This is a genomic window from Aliiroseovarius sp. xm-d-517 (assembly GCF_013283135.1).
Classification (GTDB): domain Bacteria; phylum Pseudomonadota; class Alphaproteobacteria; order Rhodobacterales; family Rhodobacteraceae; genus Aliiroseovarius; species Aliiroseovarius crassostreae.
Window position 1 is genome coordinate 2,762,506 of record NZ_WBXT01000001.1, and the last position, 21,354, is coordinate 2,783,859.

22 protein-coding genes are annotated in these 21,354 nt (G+C 60.8%); 10 read left to right on the top strand and 12 right to left on the bottom strand.

All coding sequences use genetic code 11. The features are described 5' to 3' along the window. Window positions 1-138: 138 nt before the first annotated feature. The 3 genes from pyrC (at window position 139) to XMD517_RS13190 (ending at window position 2,550) form a co-directional block, all read left to right on the top strand. Entirely contained in the window at window positions 139-1,401 is a 1,263-nt protein-coding gene (gene pyrC / locus XMD517_RS13180) for a dihydroorotase (protein WP_173484926.1), read from the top strand. A gap of 107 nt (window positions 1,402-1,508) precedes the next feature. Next, complete coding sequence (plsY, locus tag XMD517_RS13185; protein WP_173484927.1) at window positions 1,509-2,117, top strand: glycerol-3-phosphate 1-O-acyltransferase PlsY; 609 nt, start codon at window positions 1,509-1,511, stop codon at window positions 2,115-2,117. A gap of 4 nt (window positions 2,118-2,121) precedes the next feature. Further along, window positions 2,122-2,550 carry a DUF805 domain-containing protein gene (locus XMD517_RS13190; protein ID WP_173484928.1) on the top strand — a complete coding sequence of 143 codons (429 nt, stop codon included), beginning with the start codon at window positions 2,122-2,124 and terminating at the stop codon, window positions 2,548-2,550. A gap of 8 nt (window positions 2,551-2,558) precedes the next feature. On the opposite strand, the gene XMD517_RS13195 is transcribed toward XMD517_RS13190, so the two are convergent. After that, window positions 2,559-2,813: a DUF167 domain-containing protein gene (locus XMD517_RS13195; protein WP_173484929.1), complete on the bottom strand. Its 255-nt coding sequence runs from the start codon at window positions 2,811-2,813 to the stop codon at window positions 2,559-2,561. 72 nt (window positions 2,814-2,885) lie between these two features. Here XMD517_RS13195 and XMD517_RS13200 point away from each other — a divergent pair, with 72 nt between their 5' ends. From XMD517_RS13200 to XMD517_RS13210, 3 genes are all read left to right on the top strand, one after another. Continuing rightward, window positions 2,886-3,992: a class II histone deacetylase gene (locus tag XMD517_RS13200; protein WP_173484930.1), complete on the top strand. Its 1,107-nt coding sequence runs from the start codon at window positions 2,886-2,888 to the stop codon at window positions 3,990-3,992. Between the two features lie 304 nt (window positions 3,993-4,296). Further along, window positions 4,297-4,875 (top strand): nitroreductase family protein, encoded by a 579-nt coding sequence (locus XMD517_RS13205; RefSeq protein WP_173484931.1) that lies wholly within the window; start codon window positions 4,297-4,299, stop codon window positions 4,873-4,875. Window positions 4,876-4,884: 9 nt separating this feature from the next. Next, complete coding sequence (locus XMD517_RS13210; RefSeq protein ID WP_173484932.1) at window positions 4,885-5,571, top strand: EI24 domain-containing protein; 687 nt, start codon at window positions 4,885-4,887, stop codon at window positions 5,569-5,571. Window positions 5,572-5,604: 33 nt separating this feature from the next. Here the strand turns inward: XMD517_RS13210 and XMD517_RS13215 are convergent, their stop codons facing one another. From XMD517_RS13215 to mce, 3 genes are read right to left on the bottom strand one after another with little or no spacing between them, the layout of a single operon-like run. After that, window positions 5,605-6,126: an alpha/beta hydrolase gene (locus XMD517_RS13215; protein ID WP_173484933.1), complete on the bottom strand. Its 522-nt coding sequence runs from the start codon at window positions 6,124-6,126 to the stop codon at window positions 5,605-5,607. A gap of 39 nt (window positions 6,127-6,165) precedes the next feature. Further along, window positions 6,166-6,441 (bottom strand): DUF1467 family protein, encoded by a 276-nt coding sequence (locus tag XMD517_RS13220; protein ID WP_173484934.1) that lies wholly within the window; start codon window positions 6,439-6,441, stop codon window positions 6,166-6,168. Then, entirely contained in the window at window positions 6,441-6,845 is a 405-nt protein-coding gene (gene mce, locus XMD517_RS13225) for a methylmalonyl-CoA epimerase (RefSeq protein ID WP_173484935.1), read from the bottom strand. Before mce ends, XMD517_RS13220 begins: the two co-directional genes overlap by 1 nt. A gap of 291 nt (window positions 6,846-7,136) precedes the next feature. On the opposite strand from mce, the gene XMD517_RS13230 reads away from it, so the two are divergent. Beyond that, entirely contained in the window at window positions 7,137-7,856 is a 720-nt protein-coding gene (locus tag XMD517_RS13230) for a response regulator (RefSeq protein WP_173484936.1), read from the top strand. A gap of 258 nt (window positions 7,857-8,114) precedes the next feature. Next, the gene (locus XMD517_RS13235; RefSeq protein ID WP_173484937.1) at window positions 8,115-8,348 is read left to right on the top strand and encodes a hypothetical protein; all 234 of its coding nucleotides are present in this window, start codon (window positions 8,115-8,117) and stop codon (window positions 8,346-8,348) included. Window positions 8,349-8,457: 109 nt separating this feature from the next. Here the strand turns inward: XMD517_RS13235 and aspS are convergent, their stop codons facing one another. The 3 genes from aspS to XMD517_RS13250 all read right to left on the bottom strand — a co-directional run bounded on the left by aspS (window position 8,458) and on the right by XMD517_RS13250 (window position 12,117). Further along, window positions 8,458-10,233, bottom strand: a complete 1,776-nt coding sequence (aspS, locus tag XMD517_RS13240; RefSeq protein ID WP_173484938.1) for an aspartate--tRNA ligase — start codon at window positions 10,231-10,233, stop codon at window positions 8,458-8,460. 109 nt (window positions 10,234-10,342) lie between these two features. Then, window positions 10,343-11,011 (bottom strand): aminotransferase class IV family protein, encoded by a 669-nt coding sequence (locus tag XMD517_RS13245; RefSeq protein ID WP_173484939.1) that lies wholly within the window; start codon window positions 11,009-11,011, stop codon window positions 10,343-10,345. Continuing rightward, a complete protein-coding gene (locus XMD517_RS13250) occupies window positions 10,966-12,117 on the bottom strand; it encodes an aminodeoxychorismate synthase component I (protein ID WP_371732393.1) in 1,152 nt (383 codons plus the stop codon). The genes XMD517_RS13245 and XMD517_RS13250 overlap by 46 nt, the downstream gene beginning before the upstream one ends. Before the next feature lie 331 nt (window positions 12,118-12,448). On the opposite strand from XMD517_RS13250, the gene carB reads away from it, so the two are divergent. Next, window positions 12,449-15,715 carry a carbamoyl-phosphate synthase large subunit gene (gene carB / locus XMD517_RS13255; protein WP_173484941.1) on the top strand — a complete coding sequence of 1,089 codons (3,267 nt, stop codon included), beginning with the start codon at window positions 12,449-12,451 and terminating at the stop codon, window positions 15,713-15,715. A gap of 135 nt (window positions 15,716-15,850) precedes the next feature. Here the strand turns inward: carB and XMD517_RS13260 are convergent, their stop codons facing one another. Then, entirely contained in the window at window positions 15,851-16,498 is a 648-nt protein-coding gene (locus XMD517_RS13260) for a hypothetical protein (RefSeq protein WP_173488049.1), read from the bottom strand. Between the two features lie 157 nt (window positions 16,499-16,655). Here XMD517_RS13260 and XMD517_RS13265 point away from each other — a divergent pair, with 157 nt between their 5' ends. Then, entirely contained in the window at window positions 16,656-17,474 is an 819-nt protein-coding gene (locus XMD517_RS13265) for a hypothetical protein (protein ID WP_173484943.1), read from the top strand. Here the strand turns inward: XMD517_RS13265 and rimO are convergent, their stop codons facing one another. The 4 genes from rimO to XMD517_RS13285 all read right to left on the bottom strand — a co-directional run bounded on the left by rimO (window position 17,475) and on the right by XMD517_RS13285 (window position 21,328). Then, entirely contained in the window at window positions 17,475-18,893 is a 1,419-nt protein-coding gene (gene rimO / locus XMD517_RS13270) for a 30S ribosomal protein S12 methylthiotransferase RimO (protein ID WP_173484944.1), read from the bottom strand. Window positions 18,894-19,160: 267 nt separating this feature from the next. Further along, window positions 19,161-19,544, bottom strand: a complete 384-nt coding sequence (locus XMD517_RS13275; RefSeq protein WP_173484945.1) for a VOC family protein — start codon at window positions 19,542-19,544, stop codon at window positions 19,161-19,163. A gap of 178 nt (window positions 19,545-19,722) precedes the next feature. Further along, window positions 19,723-20,328 carry a GcrA family cell cycle regulator gene (locus XMD517_RS13280; RefSeq protein WP_173484946.1) on the bottom strand — a complete coding sequence of 202 codons (606 nt, stop codon included), beginning with the start codon at window positions 20,326-20,328 and terminating at the stop codon, window positions 19,723-19,725. 100 nt (window positions 20,329-20,428) lie between these two features. After that, window positions 20,429-21,328, bottom strand: coding sequence for a DMT family transporter (locus XMD517_RS13285; RefSeq protein ID WP_173484947.1), 900 nt, complete (start codon window positions 21,326-21,328; stop codon window positions 20,429-20,431). Window positions 21,329-21,354 lie beyond the last annotated feature (26 nt).

Consider the following 21,354-nt stretch of genomic DNA (forward strand, 5'->3'; position numbering starts at 1 on the left):
CCCTTCTTCTTGCCCAAAATACTCCCGCCGGAGGCATCCGCCCCTTCATCCTGCGCTCGGATCAAACTCCCTGTAGAAACGCCCGCCAAAACCGATTAGGACATTTCCAACCAACCCCACGCCAAAGGGACCGCTTCGATGACCAAGACCTTCACCAATGCCCGCCTGATCAATCCCGAAACCGGCGAAGATGCTCTGGGCAGCCTGACGGTGGAAGATGGGGTGATCACCGCGCTGAACCAGAAACCGAAAGGTGAGGTGATCGACTGTGGCGGCAAATGCCTGGCCCCCGGTCTGATCGACATGGGCGTGAAAATCGGTGAGCCGGGCGAACGCCATAAGGAAAGCTTTCGAACCGCCGGGGATGCAGCGGCGGCGGGCGGCGTGACCACCATGGTGATCCGCCCCGATACCACACCTGCCGTGGACACGCCGGAAACGCTCGCTTTTGCCACAAGACGTGCCGCTGAGGTGGCACCGGTCAATGTGGTTGCCCTCGCGGCGCTGACCAAGGAACGGGCCGGGCGCGAGATGGTAGAGATGGGCTTCATGCTCGATGCGGGCGCCGTGGCCTTTACCGATTGCGACCATGTGGTCACCGATCCCAAGGTCTATTCCCGCGCCATGACCTATGCCCGGTCGCTGGGGGCGCTGATCATTGGTCACCCGCAGGAACCGGGCCTGTCGAAAGGGGCCGCTGTCACTTCGGGCAAATTCGCCTCGTTGCGGGGCCTGCCCGCGGTTTCGCCCATGGCTGAACGGATGGGGCTGGAACGGGACCTCGGGCTGGTTGAGATGACCGGGGTGCGCTATCATGCGGACAGCCTGTCCACCGCAAAATCCCTGCCGGCGCTGGAGCGCGCAAAGGCTGCGGGGCATTCGGTCTCGGCCGGGGTGAATATCCACCACCTGTGCCTGAATGAACTGGATGTGGGCGACTATCGCACCTTCTTCAAACTCAAACCACCCCTCCGGTCGGAAGAGGATCGCGTGGCGATGATCGAGGCGGTCGCCTCGGGGCTTGTGGACGTGGTGTCGAGCTTTCACACGCCGCAGGATGAGGAGAGCAAACGCCTGCCGTTTGAAGAGGCCGCCTCCGGGGCCGTGGGTCTGGAAACCCTGCTTCCCGCCGCGATGCGGGTGGTGCATTCGGGGCTGATCGACCTGCCTGCAATCTGGCGGGCCATGTCGCTGAACCCGGCCAGGTTGCTGGGGCTGCCCGGCGGTCGTCTGGCGCCGGGTGCGCCTGCGGACCTGGTGCTGTTTGACCCGGATGCGCCCTTTGTGCTCGACCGGTTCAAGCTGCGTTCGAAATCGAAGAACACGCCTTTTGACGGGGCGAGGATGGAAGGCCGGGTGATCGGCACCTGGGTGGCGGGTGTGTCGGTTTTTTCGGGGTAAGTTTTTGCGGGGGACGTAAGGGGCGCTGCCCCTCGACCTGCGGTCTCACCCCGGGATATTTTTGACCAGAAAATAAGGGCGCTGGCCGTCCGAGATGAGGAATGATCATGCCTGAGTTAACGTCTGTGCTGCCGGTTCTGGCTCTGGTGGCTGTGCTTGGCTACCTGCTGGGGTCAATCCCGTTTGGTATTGTGATGGCGCGTCTGTTTGGATTGGGGGATCTGCGTCAGATCGGATCCGGCAATATCGGCGCGACCAATGTGCTGCGGACCGGCAATAAACTTGCCGCGTTTCTGACGCTGATCGGGGATGCGGGCAAAGGCGGGGCTGCGGCGCTGGCGGCGCGTGCGCTGGTGGGGGAGGACGCGGCGCAGATTGCGGGTTTCTTTGCCTTTTTGGGCCATTGCTTTCCGGTGTTTCTGGGCTTCAGGGGCGGGAAAGGGGTTGCAACCTGGCTGGGCACGATGCTGGCGCTTTCGTTCCCGTTGGGCCTCGCGGCCTGCGCGTCTTGGTTGGTGACAGCGGTTGTGTTTCGTATTTCATCCCTGTCGGCATTGGTGGCGGCGGCGCTGTCGCCGGTGGTGGCGCTGTTGCTGGGGCAGGACAGTCTGGTGGGGCTGGCGGTTGCCTTGGCGGCATTGATTTTTTACCGGCACAGCGCCAATATCTCTCGTATTCTCAAAGGTGAAGAGCCGAAAATCGGCAAAAAGGAGTGAGTTTATGGATTTCCAAACGGCAGTCAAAACCTGCTTTTCCAAATATGTGACATTTGAAGGCCGCGCTGCGCGCTCGGAATATTGGTGGTTCACGCTGTTCAATGTGGCGGGCCAGCTTTTGCTGGGGGTCGTGGATATGGCGGTTCTGGGCATGACCGAAATCACCCCGCTGTCGTCGCTGTTTGCGCTGGCCTTGTTCCTGCCTGGCATCTCGGTGACAGTGCGCCGCCTGCATGACAAGGATCGCTCTGGCTGGTGGTTCTGGATCGTGCTGGTGCCGATCATTGGCTGGCTTTTGATGCTTTACTGGATGGTCACGCCGGGCACCGAAGGGCCGAACCGGTTTGGCAATGACCCGCTGGGGGGGGATGGTGACTGGTCCGCGCCCGAGGAGGAGTATGCGCAGTCGTCGATCCCGCGTGTGGGCGACTGACTGGCGGATTAATCCACCCGAAAGACCTTGTCGCGCGACGTGGCCCCATGGGTGAGGGTCAGGCGCGATTTTGACACTCCCAAGGCGGTTGAGAGCAGCTTCTCGACCGCCTTGTTTGCTTTTCCGCCTTCGGGCACCGTGGTGACGGAGATTTTCAGCCCGCCGTCGACCTCTTCCACCGCATTGCGGGATGCTTTGGGGGTGACGCGCACCGCAAGCGTGGCACCGGGGATTGCGAGGTGAGAGAGGCTGCCTTTTTTCATACCCTCTTGGTGGCGGAAATGGCTGGACGGGGCAAGGGTGCGCGTTAAGCTTGCGCCAAAGCGGAGGATATCATGGCCACGGGATTTTACTGGGATGAACGCAGCTTCTGGCATTCGGGTGGCAATTATGCAGGGACGCTTCCGGTGGGTGGGCTGGTGCAGCCGCTGGCAGCGGGCGGTTTGCCCGAAAGCCCCGAAACCAAGCGGCGGCTGAAGAACCTTCTGGATGTGACCGGGTTGTCGCGTGAGCTGGTGGGATCGAGCGCCCCTGAAGCCACCCATGAGATGCTGGCGCGGGTCCATCCCATCGCCTTTCTGGACAGGTTCAAGCGGGTGTCCGATGCGGGGGGCGGTGAGCTTGGCCTGCGCACACCGTTCGGACAGGGGGGATATGAGCTGGCGGCGCTGTCGGCGGGCCTCTCGGTGGCGGCCATGCGGGATGTGCTGAGTGGGAAGGTGGACAACGCCTATGCGCTGTCACGCCCGCCGGGGCATCATTGCCTGCCCGATTTTCCCAACGGGTTCTGTCTGCTCGCCAATCTTGCCATCGCCATTCGCACCATGCAGGCCGAAGGGCGCGTGCGCCGGGTTGCGGTCTTGGATTGGGATGTGCACCACGGGAATGGCACGGAAGCGATTTTTATCGAAGACCCGGATGTGTTGACGATTTCCATTCATCAGGAGCGCAATTACCCGGTTGATACCGGGGATGCGGATGTGCGGGGGGAAGGGGCCGGGCAGGGGACAAATATCAATATCCCGCTGCCCCCCGGCGGCGGACATCACACCTATCTGGAGGCGTTGGAGCGGATTGCACTTCCGGCGATGCACGCGTTTGAGCCGGAGATTATCGTGATCGCCAATGGCTATGATGCGGCGGTGATTGACCCTCTGTCCTGCATGTTGGCCACGGCTGATACGTTCCGGCAGATGACCCGCAGGGTGATGGCGCTGGCGGGGGAGCTGTGTGACGGTCGGCTGATGATGGCGCATGAGGGCGGGTATAGTGAAGTCTATGTGCCGTTCTGCGGCCATGCGGTGCTGGAGGAAATGTCGGGATCGGAGATCACCGCCCCCGACCCTCTGGCGGAGATTTTTGCCGCGCGCCAGCCCAATGCGCGGATGCAGGCGGTGTTTTCCGAGCAACTTTCCGAGCTTGCGGAGTATTTCGGGGTCTAGAGCGTTTCGGGATAAACTTGTGATACATGGATATTCCGAAACGCCCACGACACTGATCGCTCTTGCCGCGTTTCGGCTTTTCCCTGTTTCAAGTTAAAGTCGAAACGCGTTAGGGGCGCTGCCCCTCGCCTCTTCGAGGCTCACCCCGGGATATTTGGAACAAGAAAATGCGGGATCCTGAGATGTGAAAATCTTGATGTAAATTGGCTTTACATCTTGACGGGAGCGGTTCGAGATACGACATGTCACCGAAGCAAGCCGCGTGAGCGGTGCAGAGTGCAACCGTGCTGAAAAGAGAAGCGATATGCCTGAACGCAATGACGCCGCCCTGAAGTTTCTGCTGACACGTCGTTCCCGGCCTGCAAAGACCCTGACTGGGCCGGGGCCGTCGCGTGAAGACCTGATGCCGATCCTGACGGCGGCCGGGCGCACGCCGGATCATGGCAAGCTGGAGCCGTGGCGGTTCATTGTGCTGGAAAAGCCTGCGCTGGAGCGGTTGGCGGCTTTGGTCACCCTCCGCGGTGCGGCGCTGGGCATTGACGAGATGAAAGTGGCCAAGGAGCGCCACGCCTATGACAATTCGCCTCTTGCGGTTGTTGTGGTTGAAAGCCCGGTGGTCTCGGAAAAAGTTCCGGCGATCGAACAGACCTATTCGGCGGGGGCGGCCTGTCTGCAACTTTTGAACGCGGCGCTGGCGGCGGGTTGGGGGGCAAACTGGCTGTCGGGCTGGGCCTCTCAGGATCGGGGGTTTCTGCGCGACGGGCTTGGGCTTGAGGATCACGAACGGGTGGCCGGGATCATTCACATTGGCACGGAAACCGTGGCCCCGCCTGAGCGCCCACGCCCGGATATTGCCGCCCTTACCACCTGGATTGAAAACTGAGGACCCGTGATGATTGATGATTTTTTCCGCGCGCTTGCCCAACTGAGTGATCCGCGCTTTCGTAAGGTTCTTTTGAAGGGTCTGGGGCTGACGGTTGGGCTTTTGGTGGCGATCACCTGGGTCATGGTCACCTTGGTAGGGTTTGTGATCCCCGACGTGCTGAGCCTGCCGTTTGTGGGGGAGGTGTCTTTTGTCGGCGGTGTTGCCATGTGGGTGGCCGCGCTGTTGATGATCGTGCTGTCTGCGGTGCTGATGGTGCCGGTGGCCGGGGCCTTTACCGGGCTGTTTCTGGACGAGGTGGCGGATGCGGTTGAGGCGCGGCACTACCCGCATCTTGCGCCGAACGCTGCTCAGCCGATCTCAGCCGCAATCCGCGAAAGCCTTGGTTTTTTCGGCGTGATTGTCGGCGTGAACCTGGTGGCGCTGATCCTGTTTTTCTTTGTGGGGCCGCTGGCGCCGATCCTGTTTTACGCGGTGAACGGCTATCTGCTGGGGCGGGAATATTTCACCATGGCGGCAATGCGCCGGCTGGAGCGCGAGGCGGCTCATGCCCTGCGCAAACGTCACAACACCCAGATCTGGATTGCGGGCATACTGATGGCCGTGCCGCTGTCGATCCCGCTGGTGAACCTGCTGATCCCCATTCTGGGGGCCGCGACCTTCACCCATATGTTCCAGCGATTGTCGGGACGGTGAGTTCAGGAGCCCGAAACCCGTGACGCAATCGGGCTAACGGTTGGACATATCGTTGGCGATCTGGCGCAGCGTGATGTGACATTGATCCGAGTGTCGATCCTGATAGTAGCTGTGCCCCACATTGGGCAACATGATACATGTGTCGGGGATGGTTGATCGCCATGAGGCTGAGGGTATATCTGGGTCCTCCTCCCCGAAAAACACCAGGGACGGGGTGGAGATTTCCCGTTCGACTCGCAGCCGTGTCGAGGAAATGCAGTAAAGCCCTCGCAAACGCACATATCGGCAAGCGGTCTGCCACAGGGCGGTTCCCCCGGCGCTATACCCCAACCCAAACCAATCACTGCTCAGGCGCTCGGAAAGGGCGCGGACGGCCGTTTCCAGGCCACCCTGTTGGAACAGATGCTGATGTAGGGCAGGCCCGTTCAGATCAGGCGCTCCGCTCAGCTCAGGCAAGGAAAGGTGCTCGACCTGGGTCAGGTCTGGCAAGCGGGCGCTGATACATTCCACCGGGGCGGGCGCGGAAAAAATGTCGGTCACAACGCATAGTTTCATGGGTTGGCTCCGTCTGTGCTGCACCTCAAAGGCCGATGATCACCCCTCTGATCCCATCCGGTTGAACCAGTCGATATCCTCAACCGTGATCCAGCCCGAGACGATGATCCCCGCAACCACTGCCCAGGCGAGGCTGGCCCAGATGGTGACGATGATCATGGTGCGCCCAAGCCTGAAATTGGCGGGCGCACCGGCATGGGTTCCCCGCAGCACGGCCCCTTCGTCGCCCTGCGTGCGCAGGCGGATGGGCAGGACCACAAACATGGTCACGAACCAGATCACGACATAAAGGACTAGGGCTGCGGTTATGGTCATCAGACTTGTTCCAGCTCAACCAGAGTGCCGTTGAAATCTTTCGGATGCAGGAACAGGACCGGCTTTCCATGGGCGCCGATCTTGGGCTCTCCGGTGCCCAGCACACGTGCGCCGGCCTCTTTCAGCTTGTCCCGTGCGGCCAGGATGTCGTCGACCTCATAACAGATGTGGTGGATGCCACCGGCGGGGTTCTTTTCCAGGAAACCTGCGATGGGCGAATTTTCCCCCAGCGGGTAGAGCAGTTCGATCTTGGTGTTTGGCAGTTCGATGAACACCACGGTCACACCATGATCCGGTTCGTCCTGCGGCGGGTTCACCTTGGCCCCAAGCGTATCACGATACTGGGCCGAAGCCGCTTCCAGATCCGGCACGGCAATGGCCACGTGGTTCAGACGTCCAATCATTTCTCTCTCCCTTCGACAAGTGTTGGGGTCTTATGCCGTGTGGGTGGGGTCTGTTGCAAGAACGCACATGCCGCAGAGCAGCAATTGTGACTATTAAAGTGTTTCAACATTCCCCTGAGGCAGGGAAAAATCGAAATGTCGTAAGAGGTATCAATGTCGTGGGCGTCTCAGGATACCCACCTGCCCCAAGGTTTCCCGAAATGCTCAATGCGGGATATTGGGCCGGGCATGGGAGATTAACCCGTGGTTTACCCTTTTCGGCTTTCGTGGGGGAGGAAAGGAATCGCTGCCATGAGTGATGATCTCGAACGCTTCTTGATGAGCCAACCCGCAACCCCCGACCGCCCCCTGCAAGGCAAGACCGTGCTGGTGGTCGAAGACAGCCGATATGCCTCCGAGGCTATTCGCCTTCTGTGCCTGCGATCCGGGGCACGGATTCGCCGGGCGGATAGCCTGGCCTCCGCGCACCGGCATCTGCGGGTCTACCGCCCCTCGATCGTGATTGTGGATATGGGGTTGCCCGACGGGTCAGGGGCAGATCTGATCCGGGAACTGGCGCAGGAGCCGTGCCGCGTTCCGGTGCTGATCGCCATCAGCGGTGATGACGCCACCCACAGCGACGCAATCAAAGCCGGGGCAGATCGGTTCATGGCAAAGCCGCTTGAAAGCCTCGCGGTGTTTCAACAAACCGTGTTGGAGCTGTTGCCCAAAGGTGAAGGCCCTACAGGTCTGCGCGAAGTCTCCGGCGAGTTGGTGCATCCCGATGAAATGGCCCTGCAGGATGACCTCAGCCATATGGCTGAGATTATGGGGGAGGATCCGGATAATGCGGATGTCGGGTATATTGCCCAGTTCCTTGGTGGTGTGGCGCGTTCGGCCCATGACACAAAGCTCGAACATGCTGCTGATGATCTTGCCCGTGCGGGTCGGGGAGAAGGGGGCTGGCGCAAGCAATATGATCTGGTCGCCGGGCTGGTTCAGGAACGGCTTGCCGCGCGTCAGGCACTCTGACAGGCCGGATAGCACCGACAACAGCGGCTGGAGGTCTGGACCATCCCGCCGGTTTCTGACTGGCGCCCCTTCACCAAGAGACATCACGTCCCGCGCTGACCGATCCGGTTGAAGATCCGGTTGCAGACTGGTCGCTCAATTGCCCCCACCCCTTCACATTTACGCCCCAATTCGGTGGAACATTCGGTTGGAATGCAACACGAGGATCAAGGGGCTCGCTGCACAAATGGTGGCGAGACCGCGTAAAAGGTGGAGGAAATGGTGGACAAGATGGCGACCGCATTACCCCAGGCAAATACCAAGATGTTGACCGATGACAGACAGGCAGGCGCCAGCTGGGCAGAGGCCGCAGTGGATTGGGCTGTGCTTGTGTGTGGTGCTGCAATGTTGATGATTGCCGTGGCGCTCACTCTCGCAACCCCGTCTCAGGCGGTTGCCACGGAAGAGGTGCCACCAGTTGGGCAGGCGGCCCTGACCGCGCGCGTGTCCTGATCTTCTGATCCATAGGCTTTGCCCCGGCAGCGTCGTTGCCGGCTGCAGGGAAAAAGAAAAGCCCGCGCATTGCGCGGGCTTTCTGTTTCGCGGTCAGGCTGGACCCGGTTTATTCCTGTGGGATAACCCGCAGGTGAAGCTCCCGCAGCTGCTCGTTTTCCGGCAAGCTGGGTGCCCCCATCATCAGGTCTTCGGCGCGCTGGTTCATCGGGAACAGCATCACTTCGCGGATGTTTTCCTGATCGGCCAGCAGCATCACAATCCGGTCGATCCCGGCAGCACAGCCACCGTGCGGCGGGGCGCCGTAATGGAACGCGTTGAAGAGCGCGCCAAAGCGGTTCTTCACCTCGTCTTCACCGTAGCCCGCCAGTTCAAACGCCTTCAACATGATCTCTGGCTTGTGGTTCCGGATCGCACCGGACACCAGCTCATAGCCGTTACAGGCCAGGTCATATTGGTATCCCAGCACGTCGAGCGGGTTGCCGTTCAGCGCGTCCATACCGCCCTGCGGCATTGAGAACGGGTTGTGCTCAAAGTCGATCTTGCCGGTTTCCTCGTCGGCTTCGTAGATCGGGAAGTCGACGATCCAGGCAAAGGCAAACCGATCCTTGTCCGTCAGGCCGAGCTCGTCCCCGATCACGTCGCGCGCACGGCCCGCAACCTTTTCAAAGGCTTTCGGCTTGCCACCCAGGAAGAAGGCCGCGTCGCCCACGCCCAGACCCAGTTGCTGACGGATCGCCTCGGTGCGCTCCGGCCCAATGTTCTTGGCCAGCGGGCCAGCCGCTTCCATGCCTTCGCCCTGATCGCGCCAGAAGATATAGCCCATGCCGGGCAGCCCTTCTTGCTGGGCGAACTTGTTCATCCGGTCGCAGAATTTGCGCGAGCCACCTTTCGGGGCGGGAATGGCGCGAATCTCTGTGCCTTCGTTTTCCAGAAGTTTTGCAAAGATCGCAAAGCCGGACCCGGCGAAATGCTCGCTGACCACCTGCATCTTGATCGGGTTTCTGAGGTCCGGTTTGTCGGTGCCATACCAAAGGGCGGCGTCCTTGTAGGAGATCTGCGGCCAGTCAGTGTCGACCTTGCGCCCGCCGCCGAACTCTTCAAACACGCCCTGCAGCACGGGTTGAATGGTGTCGAACACGTCCTGCTGGGTCACAAAGGACATTTCCATGTCGAGCTGATAGAAATCGGTGGGCGACCGGTCGGCGCGCGGGTCCTCGTCGCGGAAACAGGGTGCGATCTGGAAGTATTTGTCAAAGCCCGCCACCATCATCAGCTGTTTGAACTGCTGCGGCGCCTGGGGAAGGGCGTAAAACTTGCCGGGATGCAGGCGCGACGGCACCAGGAAGTCGCGCGCGCCTTCGGGCGAGGAGGCGGTGATGATCGGGGTCTGGTATTCGCGGAAATCCGCGTCCCACATGCGTTTGCGCATTGAGGCCACCACGTCCGAGCGCAGTTTCATGCTTTGCTGCATCTGTTCGCGGCGCAGGTCGAGATACCGGTATTTCAGGCGGGTTTCTTCCGGGTATTCCTGATCGCCGAACACGATCAGCGGCAGTTCCCCCGCGTCGCCCAGAACCTCAAGGTCACGCACGAAAACTTCAACTTCGCCGGTCGGGATCTTGTCATTGACCAGATCCGCGTCGCGCGCCTTCACGTTGCCGTCGATGCGAATGCACCATTCCGACCGCACTTTTTCCATCTCGGCAAACACCGGGCTGTCCGGGTCGCACAGAACCTGGGTCACGCCATAATGGTCGCGCAGGTCGATGAACAGAATGCCGCCATGGTCGCGGACACGGTGGACCCAGCCGGAAAGGCGAACGGTGTCGCCTACGTTGGATTTGTTAAGCTCGGCGCAGGTATGGCTGCGATATGCGTGCATGTTACGGCCTTTCATCGGCAAAATCGGATCGGTGCCCGCAGGGTTCGGGCAAAGGTGTCATGCGCTGTAAAACGCGTCTTTGCCGATACACAAGGTTGTGCCGCGCTTGTCAAGCAAACTGGTTGAAATGGGGGCATTCCGGGGCCCAAATTGCCGGGGTTGCCCCACGCAGCGCATTGGTCAGGCGGATCTCGGTTGCGCCTTTCAGGTCATGTGGTGTCAGAACGGCCTCGGTGAGGGCGCCCGTGTTCAGGCGGCTCTGCCGATAGATGCCGGGCAGGCAGCCGGAGGAAAGTGGCGGGGTCAGGTTCTTGCCGTTGGGTCGGGTCAGCTCGATATTGGTGATGGTGCCTTCGCAGACCTCACCGCGTTCGTTCAGGAAAACCCATTCGTCGATGCCATCCGGCAAGGCCGCACGCGCGTCGTTGTAAAGGGCGCGCCGGGTGGTTTTGTGCAAAAGCCACGGATTGTCCGAGCGCAGCCGTTCCGGGTGGATTGCAAAGCGCCAGCTGGTGGCTGAGGCGGGCAGGGGGGCTGTGGTCAGATCCAGCCTTCCGTCCTGCGCAAGGGTCAGCCGCGCGCGCAGGGGCTCGGGTGCGGTTTGCGATGCCAAGAGGGCGCGCGCCTTGCCCTCATCAAAGCGAAATCCAAGCCATTGCGCAGACCGCGCCATCCGCGCCAAGTGCAGATCCAGCCGCGCCACGCCCTCGGGCCCCAGCGCAAAGGTTTCAATCAGCTCTGTTCCATCTGGAACGCTTCCGCAAACCGTGCTTTCCATAGGGCTTCCTCATATTCCGACCCGCTTGTGCTGTCCCACACGACCCCGCCGCCCACATTCAGGCGGGCCTGGCCGTCTTCGACCATCAGCGTGCGGATCGCCACGTTGAAACTGGAGGCGCCATCGGGGGCGGCCCAGCCGATCGTGCCGCAATAGATGTCACGCGGCTCCGGTTCCAACCCGCGCAGAATTTCCATCGCGCGGATTTTCGGCGCACCGGTGATTGAGCCGCAGGGGAACAATGCGCGCAGGATATCGGACAGCTGCACCCCCTCTGCCAGTTCGGCCGCCACGGTCGATACCATCTGGTGCACGGTCGCATAGCTTTCCACGCAGAAGAGTTCCGGCACATGCACCGATCCGGGCCTGGCCACGCGAGAGATATCATTGCGCAGGAGGTCGACGATCATCAGGTTTTCGGCGTTGTTCTTTTCATCCGTGATCAGGAAATCGCGGTTGGCGCGATCCTGCACCGGGTCCTCCGAACGCGGCTGGGTGCCTTTCATCGGCCGCGTTTCAATGCGGCCGTCGGCGGTGGTGCGGAAAAACAGTTCGGGCGAACGCGAGAGGAGCGCGGGCAGCCCGTCTTGCTCCACCAGCGCCCCATGCAGCACCGGCTGGCGGGTCATTAGGGCAGCGTAAAGCATCGCCGGATCGCCATGGGCTGTGCTGTCAATCGGGAAGGTCAGGTTGGCCTGATAGATGTCCCCCGCGCCAATGGCGTCATGCACCTGTTCAAAGGCGTGGCGATAGCGCGCTTCGTCCCAGCGGGGGGAAAGTGTGCCCAGCCCGACATCCCGTCCCGCCCGGCCCATGGGCAGGTCTTCGGCAGGCTCGGGCCCGTCATAGACACCAAAGCGCAACAGCGGCAGGCGGCGGTTTTCAGGCAGAAGCGGCACAAGTTTCGGCTCAAGCACATAGCCCAGCTCATAGCTTGCAAATCCGGCCAGCCACAGCCCTGCCGCCCGTGCGCCATCCAGCGCGTCAAGTGCTGCGGGCACCTCGGCCGGGGTTGTCGCCTCGATCATGCGGATCGGGCGGGTGAACTGGCAGGGTCTTCCCGCCTGACCCTGGTCATGACAAAACTGGTCGAACCTGATCTGCACCCGCGGTGTCCCTTTGCTGGTTGTGCTGCTGTTCAAGCGGTGCGCGCCAATGGGCGCTGTTGTGAAGGCCATGTATAATCCCCCTCGCAGCGAGGGAAGGGCAGAATGCGCCACTTCAGTGAAGTTTTACGCGCCGTTGCGCCTTCACATCCGTGCCACATGCCCGCATTTGCCCCTCAAACCCGGTCTTTCGCAAACAAACTGCGCAAACCTGTCGCGCAGACGTAATGAGGGCTTGCACAACATCTTTCGATCACTATAACGCAGGACAATTTGCGCGCGGGACAGACTCGCGCCTATACTCTGCCTTGACCTGCCGAAGGGGGATCCCATGCCGAAAAGAACCGATATCAAATCCATCATGATCATCGGGGCGGGCCCCATTATCATTGGTCAGGCCTGCGAGTTTGACTATTCCGGTGCCCAGGCCTGCAAGGCCCTGCGCGAGGAAGGGTATCGCGTCATCCTGGTGAACTCGAACCCGGCGACGATCATGACCGACCCGGACATGGCGGATGCGACCTATATCGAACCGATCACTGCTGACGTGGTTGCCAAGATCATCGAGAAGGAACGCCCCGATGCGCTTTTGCCGACGATGGGCGGGCAGACCGGTCTGAACACCGCGCTGGAGCTGGACGACCTTGGCGTGCTGGACAAGTTCAATGTGGAACTGATCGGCGCCAAGCGCGATGCGATTGAAATGGCAGAAGATCGCAAACTGTTCCGCGAAGCAATGGATCGTCTGGGCATCGAAAACCCGCGTGCGACCATCGTCACCGCGCCGACCAATGACAAGGGGCACGCGGATCTGGACGCCGGGGTGAAAATCGCGCTGGAGACGCTGGATGACATCGGCCTTCCCGCCATTATCCGCCCCGCCTTTACCCTGGGCGGCACCGGGGGTGGTGTGGCTTATAACCGCGAGGAATACGAACATTACTGCCGCACCGGCATGGATGCCTCGCCGGTGAACCAGATCCTCGTTGATGAAAGCCTTCTGGGCTGGAAAGAATATGAGATGGAGGTGGTGCGCGACACTGCCGACAACGCGATCATCGTCTGCTCGATCGAAAATATCGACCCGATGGGCGTGCATACCGGTGACAGTATCACCGTGGCCCCCGCGCTGACGCTGACCGACAAGGAATACCAGCTGATGCGCACCCACTCGATCAACGTGCTGCGTGAGATCGGCGTGGAAACCGGCGGATCCAACGTGCAATGGGCGGTAAACCCGAAAGATGGCCGCATGGTGGTGATCGAGATGAACCCGCGCGTGTCGCGCTCCTCCGCGCTGGCCTCAAAGGCGACCGGGTTCCCGATTGCCAAGATCGCTGCGAAACTGGCCGTGGGCTATACGCTGGATGAGCTGGACAATGACATCACCAAGGTCACGCCCGCCAGCTTTGAGCCGACCATCGACTATGTGGTTACCAAGATCCCGCGCTTTGCGTTTGAGAAGTTTCCGGGCTCGAAACCCGAGCTTACCACCGCGATGAAATCGGTGGGTGAGGTCATGTCGATCGGCCGCACCATCCATGAAAGCCTGCAAAAGGCGCTCGCCTCGATGGAAACCGGCCTGACCGGTTTTGACGAGATCGAGATCCCCGGCGCGCCGGACCATGCCGCCCTGATCAAGTCGATTTCCGAACAGCGCCCGGACCGGATCCTGAAAATCGCTCAGGTGATGCGCCACGGGCTGACCAATGAGGAAATCCAGCGCGTGACCGCGTTTGATCCGTGGTTCCTTGCCCGGATCCGTGAAATCGTCGATGCCGAGAACGCGGTGAAAGACAGCGGTCTGCCCTCGGATGCGGCGGGCCTGCGCAAGCTCAAGATGCTGGGCTTTACCGATGCACGTCTGGCCAAGCTGACCGGCTTCAAGGAAAGCGACGTGCGGGGTGCGCGCCGCAAGGCAGGCGTGAATGCGGTCTTCAAACGGATCGACACCTGTGCGGCGGAATTCGAAGCGCAGACGCCCTACATGTATTCCACCTACGAAGCGCCGATGATGGGCGACGTGGAATGTGAAGCCCGCCCGTCGGACCGCAAAAAGGTTGTCATTCTGGGCGGTGGCCCGAACCGGATCGGTCAGGGGATCGAGTTTGACTATTGCTGCTGTCACGCCTGTTTTGCGCTGACCGGGGCGGGGTATGAAACCATCATGGTCAACTGTAACCCCGAAACCGTGTCGACCGACTATGACACCTCGGACCGCCTCTATTTCGAACCGCTGACCTTCGAACATGTGATGGAAATCCTCTCGACCGAAATGAGCAATGGCACCCTGCACGGCGTCATCGTTCAGTTCGGCGGTCAGACGCCGCTGAAGCTCGCCAATGCGCTGGAGGCCGAGGGCATTCCGATCCTGGGCACCACGCCCGACGCGATTGACCTTGCCGAAGACCGCGAGCGGTTCCAGGCGCTGGTGAACCAGCTTGGCCTGAAGCAACCCAAGAATGGCATCGCCTCCACCGACGCCGAAGCCCTTGCGATTGCAGAAGATATCGGCTTCCCGCTGGTGATCCGCCCGTCTTATGTGCTGGGTGGCCGCGCGATGGAAATCGTGCGCGACATGGCCCAGCTGGAACGCTATATCGCCGAGGCCGTGGTGGTGTCGGGTGACAGCCCGGTGCTGCTGGACAGCTATCTGTCCGGGGCGGTTGAAGTGGATGTGGACGCGCTTTCGGATGGGGAAAAGGTCCATGTGGCCGGCATCATGCAGCATATCGAAGAGGCCGGCGTGCACTCGGGCGACAGTGCCTGCTCGCTGCCGCCTTACTCGCTGTCGGCGGAGATCATCGCCGAGCTGCGCCGCCAGTCCGAAGCCCTGGCGCTGGCCCTCAACGTGGTCGGTCTGATGAACGTGCAGTTTGCCGTGAAAGACAATGAGATCTACCTGATCGAAGTGAACCCGCGCGCCTCGCGCACCGTGCCCTTTGTGGCCAAGGCCGTCGGCAGCCCGATTGCCACCATCGCCGCACGGGTGATGGCGGGCGAAAAGCTTGATGCCTTCGATCTGGTCAACCCCGAGATCGACACCTTTGCGGTGAAAGAGGCGGTGCTGCCCTTTGCCCGTTTCCCCGGTGTCGACACGCTGCTTGGGCCGGAAATGCGTTCCACCGGTGAGGTGATGGGCGCGGATAAAAGCTTTGCCATGGCGTTCCTCAAGGCCCAGCTGGGGGCCGGCACACATCTGCCGACCGAGGGCAAGGTCTTCCTGTCGATCAAGGAAAGCGACAAGACCGGGCAGCTGGTGGAAACCGCCAAGATGCTGAAAGATCTTGGGTTTTCGATCATTGCCACCTATGGCACCGCCAAGTTCCTCAAGGAAAATGGCATTGAGACCGAAGAGGTGAACAAGGTTTATGAGCCGGGCCGCAACATTGTCGACCACATGAAAGACGGCGATGTGCAACTGGTGATGAACACGACCGAAGGCGCGCAATCGGTGAATGACAGTCGCCAGATGCGCAATGTCGCCCTGATGGACAAGATCCCCTATTTCACCACGCTGGCCGCGTCGCACGCCGCTGCGCGCGCGATGAAAGCGCGGGTGGAACGTGAGATCGAGGTGGCGCCGCTTCAGGCGTAACCCCCCTGTCCAAAACAAGAAAAGCGCCGTCCCTCGGGGCGGCGCTTTTGATTTTGTGCGGGGTTTTGACGTGCTTAAAGCGTTTCATCGTGTCGGGGCATGTTGCCCCCGTTCAGCCCCCCATTCAGCCCCCGTTCATCCCCCTGTCGCCACCCCGTCATTCAGATGGGCAAAGGGGCGATGGCTGCCTTTGGATCGGCTCAGCAGGTCCATCGACAGGCGCAACCATTGCCAGCATTTATCCGCGACCGCCTCGGTCTCGGGTTGGCGTCCGATGCTGGCAATCACCCGGCCCAGATCCACGAAATGCTCCATCCGCAGAGTGCGTGTTTCCAGCTGCGCGCGCAGGGTGCTCAGCACCTGACGGGCCTCTTGCTCCATGGTCTGTGGCAGGCGGGTGTTTTCGATTTCCGCGGTGATGCTGTTTAACAGGCTGAGCAGCCGGTGATGCTGATCTTCCGGCAGGTGCCGGGGTTTGACCGGGTCATGGCGGGCAAATTTCAGGCGCAGCGCAACCAGGGTGTGATCAATCTCATCCCGCAGATGGTTCAGGTTTCCCGCGTCTTTCAACAGCGGGATTTCGGGACGGGTCAGATGGGACAACAGCTGAATACCCAGCGCGTCCGCGGCCGCCAGCACCTTGTTCACATAGGCCAGTTGCGCCCGCAAAGGATCGCGGCCCTTCTGGTGCACATCTTCATCCAACGCCTGCCGGAACCCCTGTTCCATCCGCAAAAACGCCGTGTCATCATCCCCTGTCGGGTCAGGATAAGGAGGTTCCATCTTGCCTCTCGCTTACCAACCCTCGCGGGGGTAGCGTAGGATGTGACGGGAGATGAGGCAAGGGGGATCTGCTTGGGGTTGATTGTCTGAAAAGCAATTTCGCTTTCCCACTCGCATAGATTGAGTATGATGTGGGCCGGTTAGAGATGAGGGTGCCATGGGTGACGTGCTGAAAGATCTGATGGAAGCGGCGAACAACCGGATCCGTAGCCCGTTTTTGGGATCAATCCTCTTTGTGTTTCTGGTGGTGAACTGGCGACCCCTGTTCAACCTGCTGTTTGGGGATAGCCCGGTGCTGGTGCGGTTGGCGCATTTTGACAATGTGACCACCTGGGTGACGCTTTACCTGGTTCCGATTGTTGGGGGAGTGGTGTTTGCGCTGGCAAGCCCATGGGTGCAGCATGTCGGTGCACTTTGGGCAAAGCAGCCGAATGCGAAGCTCAAGAACCTGCAAGATGAGGTCGCGCACCAACACCAAATCGCGGAAATCCGTCGGGCGACAGAACTTGAGGAAACCCGTGCGGCGGAAGAGGACGCGCGTGAACGCCGCAAAATTGAGGCGGCGAAGCGAGAACAAGAAGCGGAAGAGATTGGTGGTGAGGAGTTGCGTGAGGAGGTTGCGCAAGATCGTCCGAAAACCAAAATAATGCAGAGTTTCCCACTGCTGACTGATGAGCAAAACCAGTTGATGATCCAGGCGGCACAGGACACCGTTCTCCATCTACCAACTCAGGATAGCTTCAGTGCTCCGCTGTCATTTGGTAAGGGAGTTTTGTTTTCAGCTTCGGCTGACACACCGGAGGAAGCGCAGGCAAACCAAGTGAAACGTAAAGTTGCGGACAAGTTGGTTGGGATGGGGTTGTTGAGCAGATCTGATATGGATGGTCCATGGAGGATTACTGCGAAAGGCAAGGCGTATGTGAAGCACCTATCTCAGCAAGGCAATGGCTCCATGAAGTATCCTACTGCACCTTGATCAGCGCAACACCCCCCAAAGGTCATACTCCCCAGCCTCATCCACCTCGACCGAGACGATCTCTCCGACCTGCAACCCTTCGGTGCCCTCGTCGATGAACAGGTTTCCGTCGATCTCCGGTGCATCCGCCTTGGTGCGGCAGGTGGCGATGCCGTCTTCGTCGATGTCGTCCACGATCACATCCATGGTCTGGCCTACTTTCGCCGCCAGTTTCGCCTCGGAAATTGCCTGCGCCTTTTCCATGAACCGTTCCCACCGGTCCTGTTTGACCTCGGCAGGCACGTGATCGGGCAGGTCGTTTGACCGTGCGCCCTCGACATTTTCATATTGAAAGCAGCCAACCCGATCCAGCTGCGCCTCATCCATCCAATCCAGAAGGGTCTGAAACTCGGCCTCGGTTTCGCCGGGATAGCCGACGATAAAGGTGGAGCGCAGGGTGATGTCCGGGCAAATGTCGCGCCATTCGGCAATCCGGTCCAGCGTGCGTTCCGCAGCCGCCGGGCGCGCCATGCGTTTCAAGGTGTCAGGGTGGGCGTGCTGGAACGGAATATCGAGATAGGGCAGGATCAGGCCCTTTGAATCCTCATAGGCCGCCATCAGCGGGATCAGCTCGCGCACATGGGGGTAGGGATAGATGTAATGCATCCGCACCCACAGGTCTTTGCCCACGCCCAGCGCGCCAAGGTCGCGCGCCAGATCGGTGATATGCGCTCGGTGCCCACGGTCCTCTGCGTGTTTGATATCCACCCCATAGGCGGATGTGTCCTGCGAAATGACCAGCAGTTCCTTGACGCCTGCCTCCACCAGCTTTTCCGCCTCGCGCACCACCGCATGGGCCGGGCGCGACACAAGGCGCCCCCGCATGTCGGGGATGATGCAGAATTTGCAATGGTGATTGCAGCCCTCGGAAATTTTCAGATAGCTATAGTGGCGCGGGGTCAGCTTCACGCCCGACGCCGGCAGCAGATCCACAAACGGGTCAGGCGCGGGCGGCACCGCCCCATGCACCGCGTCCAGAACCTGCTCATATTGATGTGGGCCGGTCACGGCCAACACGCTGGGATGGGTGCCGCGGATGTAATCCTCTTCCGCCCCCAGGCAGCCGGTGACGATGACGCGCCCGTTTTCCTTCAACGCCTCCCCGATGGCCTCAAGGCTTTCGGCCTTGGCTGAATCAAGAAACCCGCAGGTGTTCACGATCACCGCATCCGCCCCGGTGTAATCCGGGCTGATCGCATAGCCCTCAGCGCGCAATCGTGTCAGGATCCGTTCGCTATCCACCAGCGCCTTGGGGCAGCCCAGGCTGACCATGCCAATTTTCGGCTGGCCAGAACGATCAGAGTGGCGCACAGGGTCGGTGATGCGGGCCTTGGGGGCAAGGTCCGGGCGAAGATTGGGAGGGTTGATCGCATCAGTCATGGCGCGCGGTATACCCCGCTATGCCTGCCCTGACCAGCCTTCCAGAACATTAGTTGCAAGGGGGAGAACACCAATCCGACCGGCCCACCATCCTTATTTGATCCGCAAGGCTTCCACGTCACGCTGTTTCAACGCATTATGGAAACACTTCAGCGCAACAGCGTCGCCCCTCACAACAAGACAACGCCATGCGGCGATCCCGCGCACGCGTGTGATTTTCATCGCGCCACCGCCACCGAGATCGGTCACGCAGAGATTTCTGAAAGATCATGTCGGCTTCGGCACATGTTGATCCAGCATGATCGTATTGCCATCCGGATCGGTGATCAGCAGATGATCCGGGCCGTCCGCATCAGGCGCGGCCGGACGGATGGGGGTGATCCCCACCTCCTGCAACATGGCCTGAATTTTGCGAATATCATCAAACTCTTCCGCGCTTACGCCGGGGGCCGACCAGCCCGGATTGAACGTCATCATGTTCTTTTCAAACATGCCCTGGAAAAGCCCGATCACTGTGCCGCCACTTTCCAAAATGACCCAGTTCTGATCCATGTCACCGCCAATCTGGCGAAACCCAAGCGCCTGATAAAAGGCCACGGACGCGGTGATGTCCTTCACCGCGAGGCTCAGGGAAAAGGTGCCAAGCTGCATAACACACCTCCTTCGTGTCAGGCTCCCCCATCCTATCACAATTTCCCCGCCGCCGTCTTTTTCTTGCCGGAAATACCTCGGGGGGCCGAAGGCGGGGGCAGAGCCCCCTCGCGGCGGGCCACAAAAAAAGGCGCGGGATATGCCCACGCCTTTTCCGGATACAGTTGAACCAGAGCTCTTATCGTTTGCGGTCACGACGCGAGGACATCGGCTGGAACGCCACCCCCACATGGGCTTCGCAATACGGTTTGCCCTGCTGAACAGGCAGGCCGCAGAACCAGAATTCTTCGGTGGCCGGGTCGCCGATCGGCCATTTGCAGGTCTTCTCGGTCAGCTCCATCAGGCTCAGCTTCTTGGCGCCCTTCTCGACCTCGTTCACCTTGGCCAGCGCCTCGGGGCTGACCTCATTGGCCGAGGGTTGGGGCGGAAGGGGCTGGCCTGCGGGAATGATCGCCTTGCGGGCGGGCAGGGCCGGTTTTTCCGCAGCGGGCGCTGCTGCTGGTGCGTCTGCTTCAGCCGTCGCGTCTTTCTTGGCGGCGGGTTTGGGCTTCGGGGCCGCCTTCGCTTTGCTTGCTGCGGGTTTTGCCGCCGGTTTTTCCTTGGCAGCCGGTTTGGTGGCCGCCTTGGCACCACCGCTGGTGCGGTTTGACAGGCCCAGACGGTGCACTTTGCCAATCACCGCGTTGCGGGTCACGCCGCCCAGTTCCTTGGCGATCACCGAGGCCGATTGCCCCTCACCCCACATCTTTTTCAGAATTTCAACGCGTTCGTCGGTCCAGGACATGCAGTTTCCCGTCTTTCGGTCTGATTGGGCAGATATACCCGGTGAATTCACGAAGGCTTATATTAGCCACAAGCGCGCCGGATACAAGACGTCACACGAATCAATTTCTGCGACGTGGCGCATGGGCCTCGCGTCCGGCAAGGATCACCCCTCCGGCAATGATAATCCCTGCCCCAAGCAGGGATGTGGCGGCGGGGATCACGGAAAATCCGATGAAGTCGTAAAGGCCCGCAAAGATCAGCGTGGCATATTGGAACGGGGCGACGAAACTCGCATCTGCCCGTTTCATGCCCTGGATGAAGGCGGCCTGCGCCGTGGCCATCATGAGCCCCAGCGCGGACAGCGCCAGCCACTGCGCGCCATTGGGCCACTGAAACGTTCCGCTCATCCAGATCCAGAGCACCGCGCCGCTTGCAATGGTGCAGCCGATTGCATTGTTGAACCACAGGATCTGAAGCGGGCTTTCCCGCCCGGTCAGCCGCTTGATCAGGGTGATTTCGAACCCCATCGCAAAGGCGGCGGCAAGGGCCAGCAGCACCGCCGGGTGAAACCCGCTGCCACCGGGCTGCACCAGGATTAACGCCCCGGTCAGGGCAATCGCCGCCGCCCCCCAGCGCCATATCCCCACCCGCTCGCCCAGCAAGGGCACCGCCAGCATCATGGCAATGATCGGGTTCAGGAACGAGATCGCCGTGGCATCCGCCAGAGGAATGAAGGTCACCGCCGCAAACATCAGCGAAATCCCCAGCCAGCCCGCGGCAGAACGCGCCACATGCAACTGCCAATGCACCTGGTGAAAGCCCGGACGCAGCGCCAGCACGGCCCCGGAAATGGCAAGGAAGGCAAACAGAAACCGTCCATGGCTGATCTGCAACGGATGGAGCGGCAGGCCCAGATGATCCTGCCCCACCAGCTTGGCCAGCAGGGTTGTGCCCGCAATCAGGGCCGAGGCGACAAGGATGAAGGCAGCCGCAGCTACCGGGTTTTGGCGCGTTTCCATGACCTCTCGCTTATCCTGTGCGCCAG

What these genes read in the sequence shown, in the direction of transcription:
- XMD517_RS13280 (WP_173484946.1), bottom strand. Translation starts at nt 20,328, where the DNA reads ATGTCCTGGACCGACGAACGCGTTGAAATTCTGAAAAAGATGTGGGGT.
- XMD517_RS13200 (WP_173484930.1), top strand. Translation starts at nt 2,886, where the DNA reads ATGGCCACGGGATTTTACTGGGATGAACGCAGCTTCTGGCATTCGGGT.
- aspS (WP_173484938.1), bottom strand. Translation starts at nt 10,233, where the DNA reads ATGCACGCATATCGCAGCCATACCTGCGCCGAGCTTAACAAATCCAAC.
- XMD517_RS13275 (WP_173484945.1), bottom strand. Translation starts at nt 19,544, where the DNA reads ATGCAGCTTGGCACCTTTTCCCTGAGCCTCGCGGTGAAGGACATCACC.
- XMD517_RS13265 (WP_173484943.1), top strand. Translation starts at nt 16,656, where the DNA reads ATGGGTGACGTGCTGAAAGATCTGATGGAAGCGGCGAACAACCGGATC.
- XMD517_RS13205 (WP_173484931.1), top strand. Translation starts at nt 4,297, where the DNA reads ATGCCTGAACGCAATGACGCCGCCCTGAAGTTTCTGCTGACACGTCGT.
- XMD517_RS13215 (WP_173484933.1), bottom strand. Translation starts at nt 6,126, where the DNA reads ATGAAACTATGCGTTGTGACCGACATTTTTTCCGCGCCCGCCCCGGTG.
- XMD517_RS13190 (WP_173484928.1), top strand. Translation starts at nt 2,122, where the DNA reads ATGGATTTCCAAACGGCAGTCAAAACCTGCTTTTCCAAATATGTGACA.
- XMD517_RS13235 (WP_173484937.1), top strand. Translation starts at nt 8,115, where the DNA reads ATGGTGGACAAGATGGCGACCGCATTACCCCAGGCAAATACCAAGATG.
- XMD517_RS13285 (WP_173484947.1), bottom strand. Translation starts at nt 21,328, where the DNA reads ATGGAAACGCGCCAAAACCCGGTAGCTGCGGCTGCCTTCATCCTTGTC.
- XMD517_RS13220 (WP_173484934.1), bottom strand. Translation starts at nt 6,441, where the DNA reads ATGACCATAACCGCAGCCCTAGTCCTTTATGTCGTGATCTGGTTCGTG.
- rimO (WP_173484944.1), bottom strand. Translation starts at nt 18,893, where the DNA reads ATGACTGATGCGATCAACCCTCCCAATCTTCGCCCGGACCTTGCCCCC.
- XMD517_RS13230 (WP_173484936.1), top strand. Translation starts at nt 7,137, where the DNA reads ATGAGTGATGATCTCGAACGCTTCTTGATGAGCCAACCCGCAACCCCC.
- XMD517_RS13260 (WP_173488049.1), bottom strand. Translation starts at nt 16,498, where the DNA reads ATGGAACCTCCTTATCCTGACCCGACAGGGGATGATGACACGGCGTTT.
- plsY (WP_173484927.1), top strand. Translation starts at nt 1,509, where the DNA reads ATGCCTGAGTTAACGTCTGTGCTGCCGGTTCTGGCTCTGGTGGCTGTG.
- XMD517_RS13195 (WP_173484929.1), bottom strand. Translation starts at nt 2,813, where the DNA reads ATGAAAAAAGGCAGCCTCTCTCACCTCGCAATCCCCGGTGCCACGCTT.
- XMD517_RS13245 (WP_173484939.1), bottom strand. Translation starts at nt 11,011, where the DNA reads ATGGAAAGCACGGTTTGCGGAAGCGTTCCAGATGGAACAGAGCTGATT.
- XMD517_RS13210 (WP_173484932.1), top strand. Translation starts at nt 4,885, where the DNA reads ATGATTGATGATTTTTTCCGCGCGCTTGCCCAACTGAGTGATCCGCGC.
- mce (WP_173484935.1), bottom strand. Translation starts at nt 6,845, where the DNA reads ATGATTGGACGTCTGAACCACGTGGCCATTGCCGTGCCGGATCTGGAA.
- carB (WP_173484941.1), top strand. Translation starts at nt 12,449, where the DNA reads ATGCCGAAAAGAACCGATATCAAATCCATCATGATCATCGGGGCGGGC.
- pyrC (WP_173484926.1), top strand. Translation starts at nt 139, where the DNA reads ATGACCAAGACCTTCACCAATGCCCGCCTGATCAATCCCGAAACCGGC.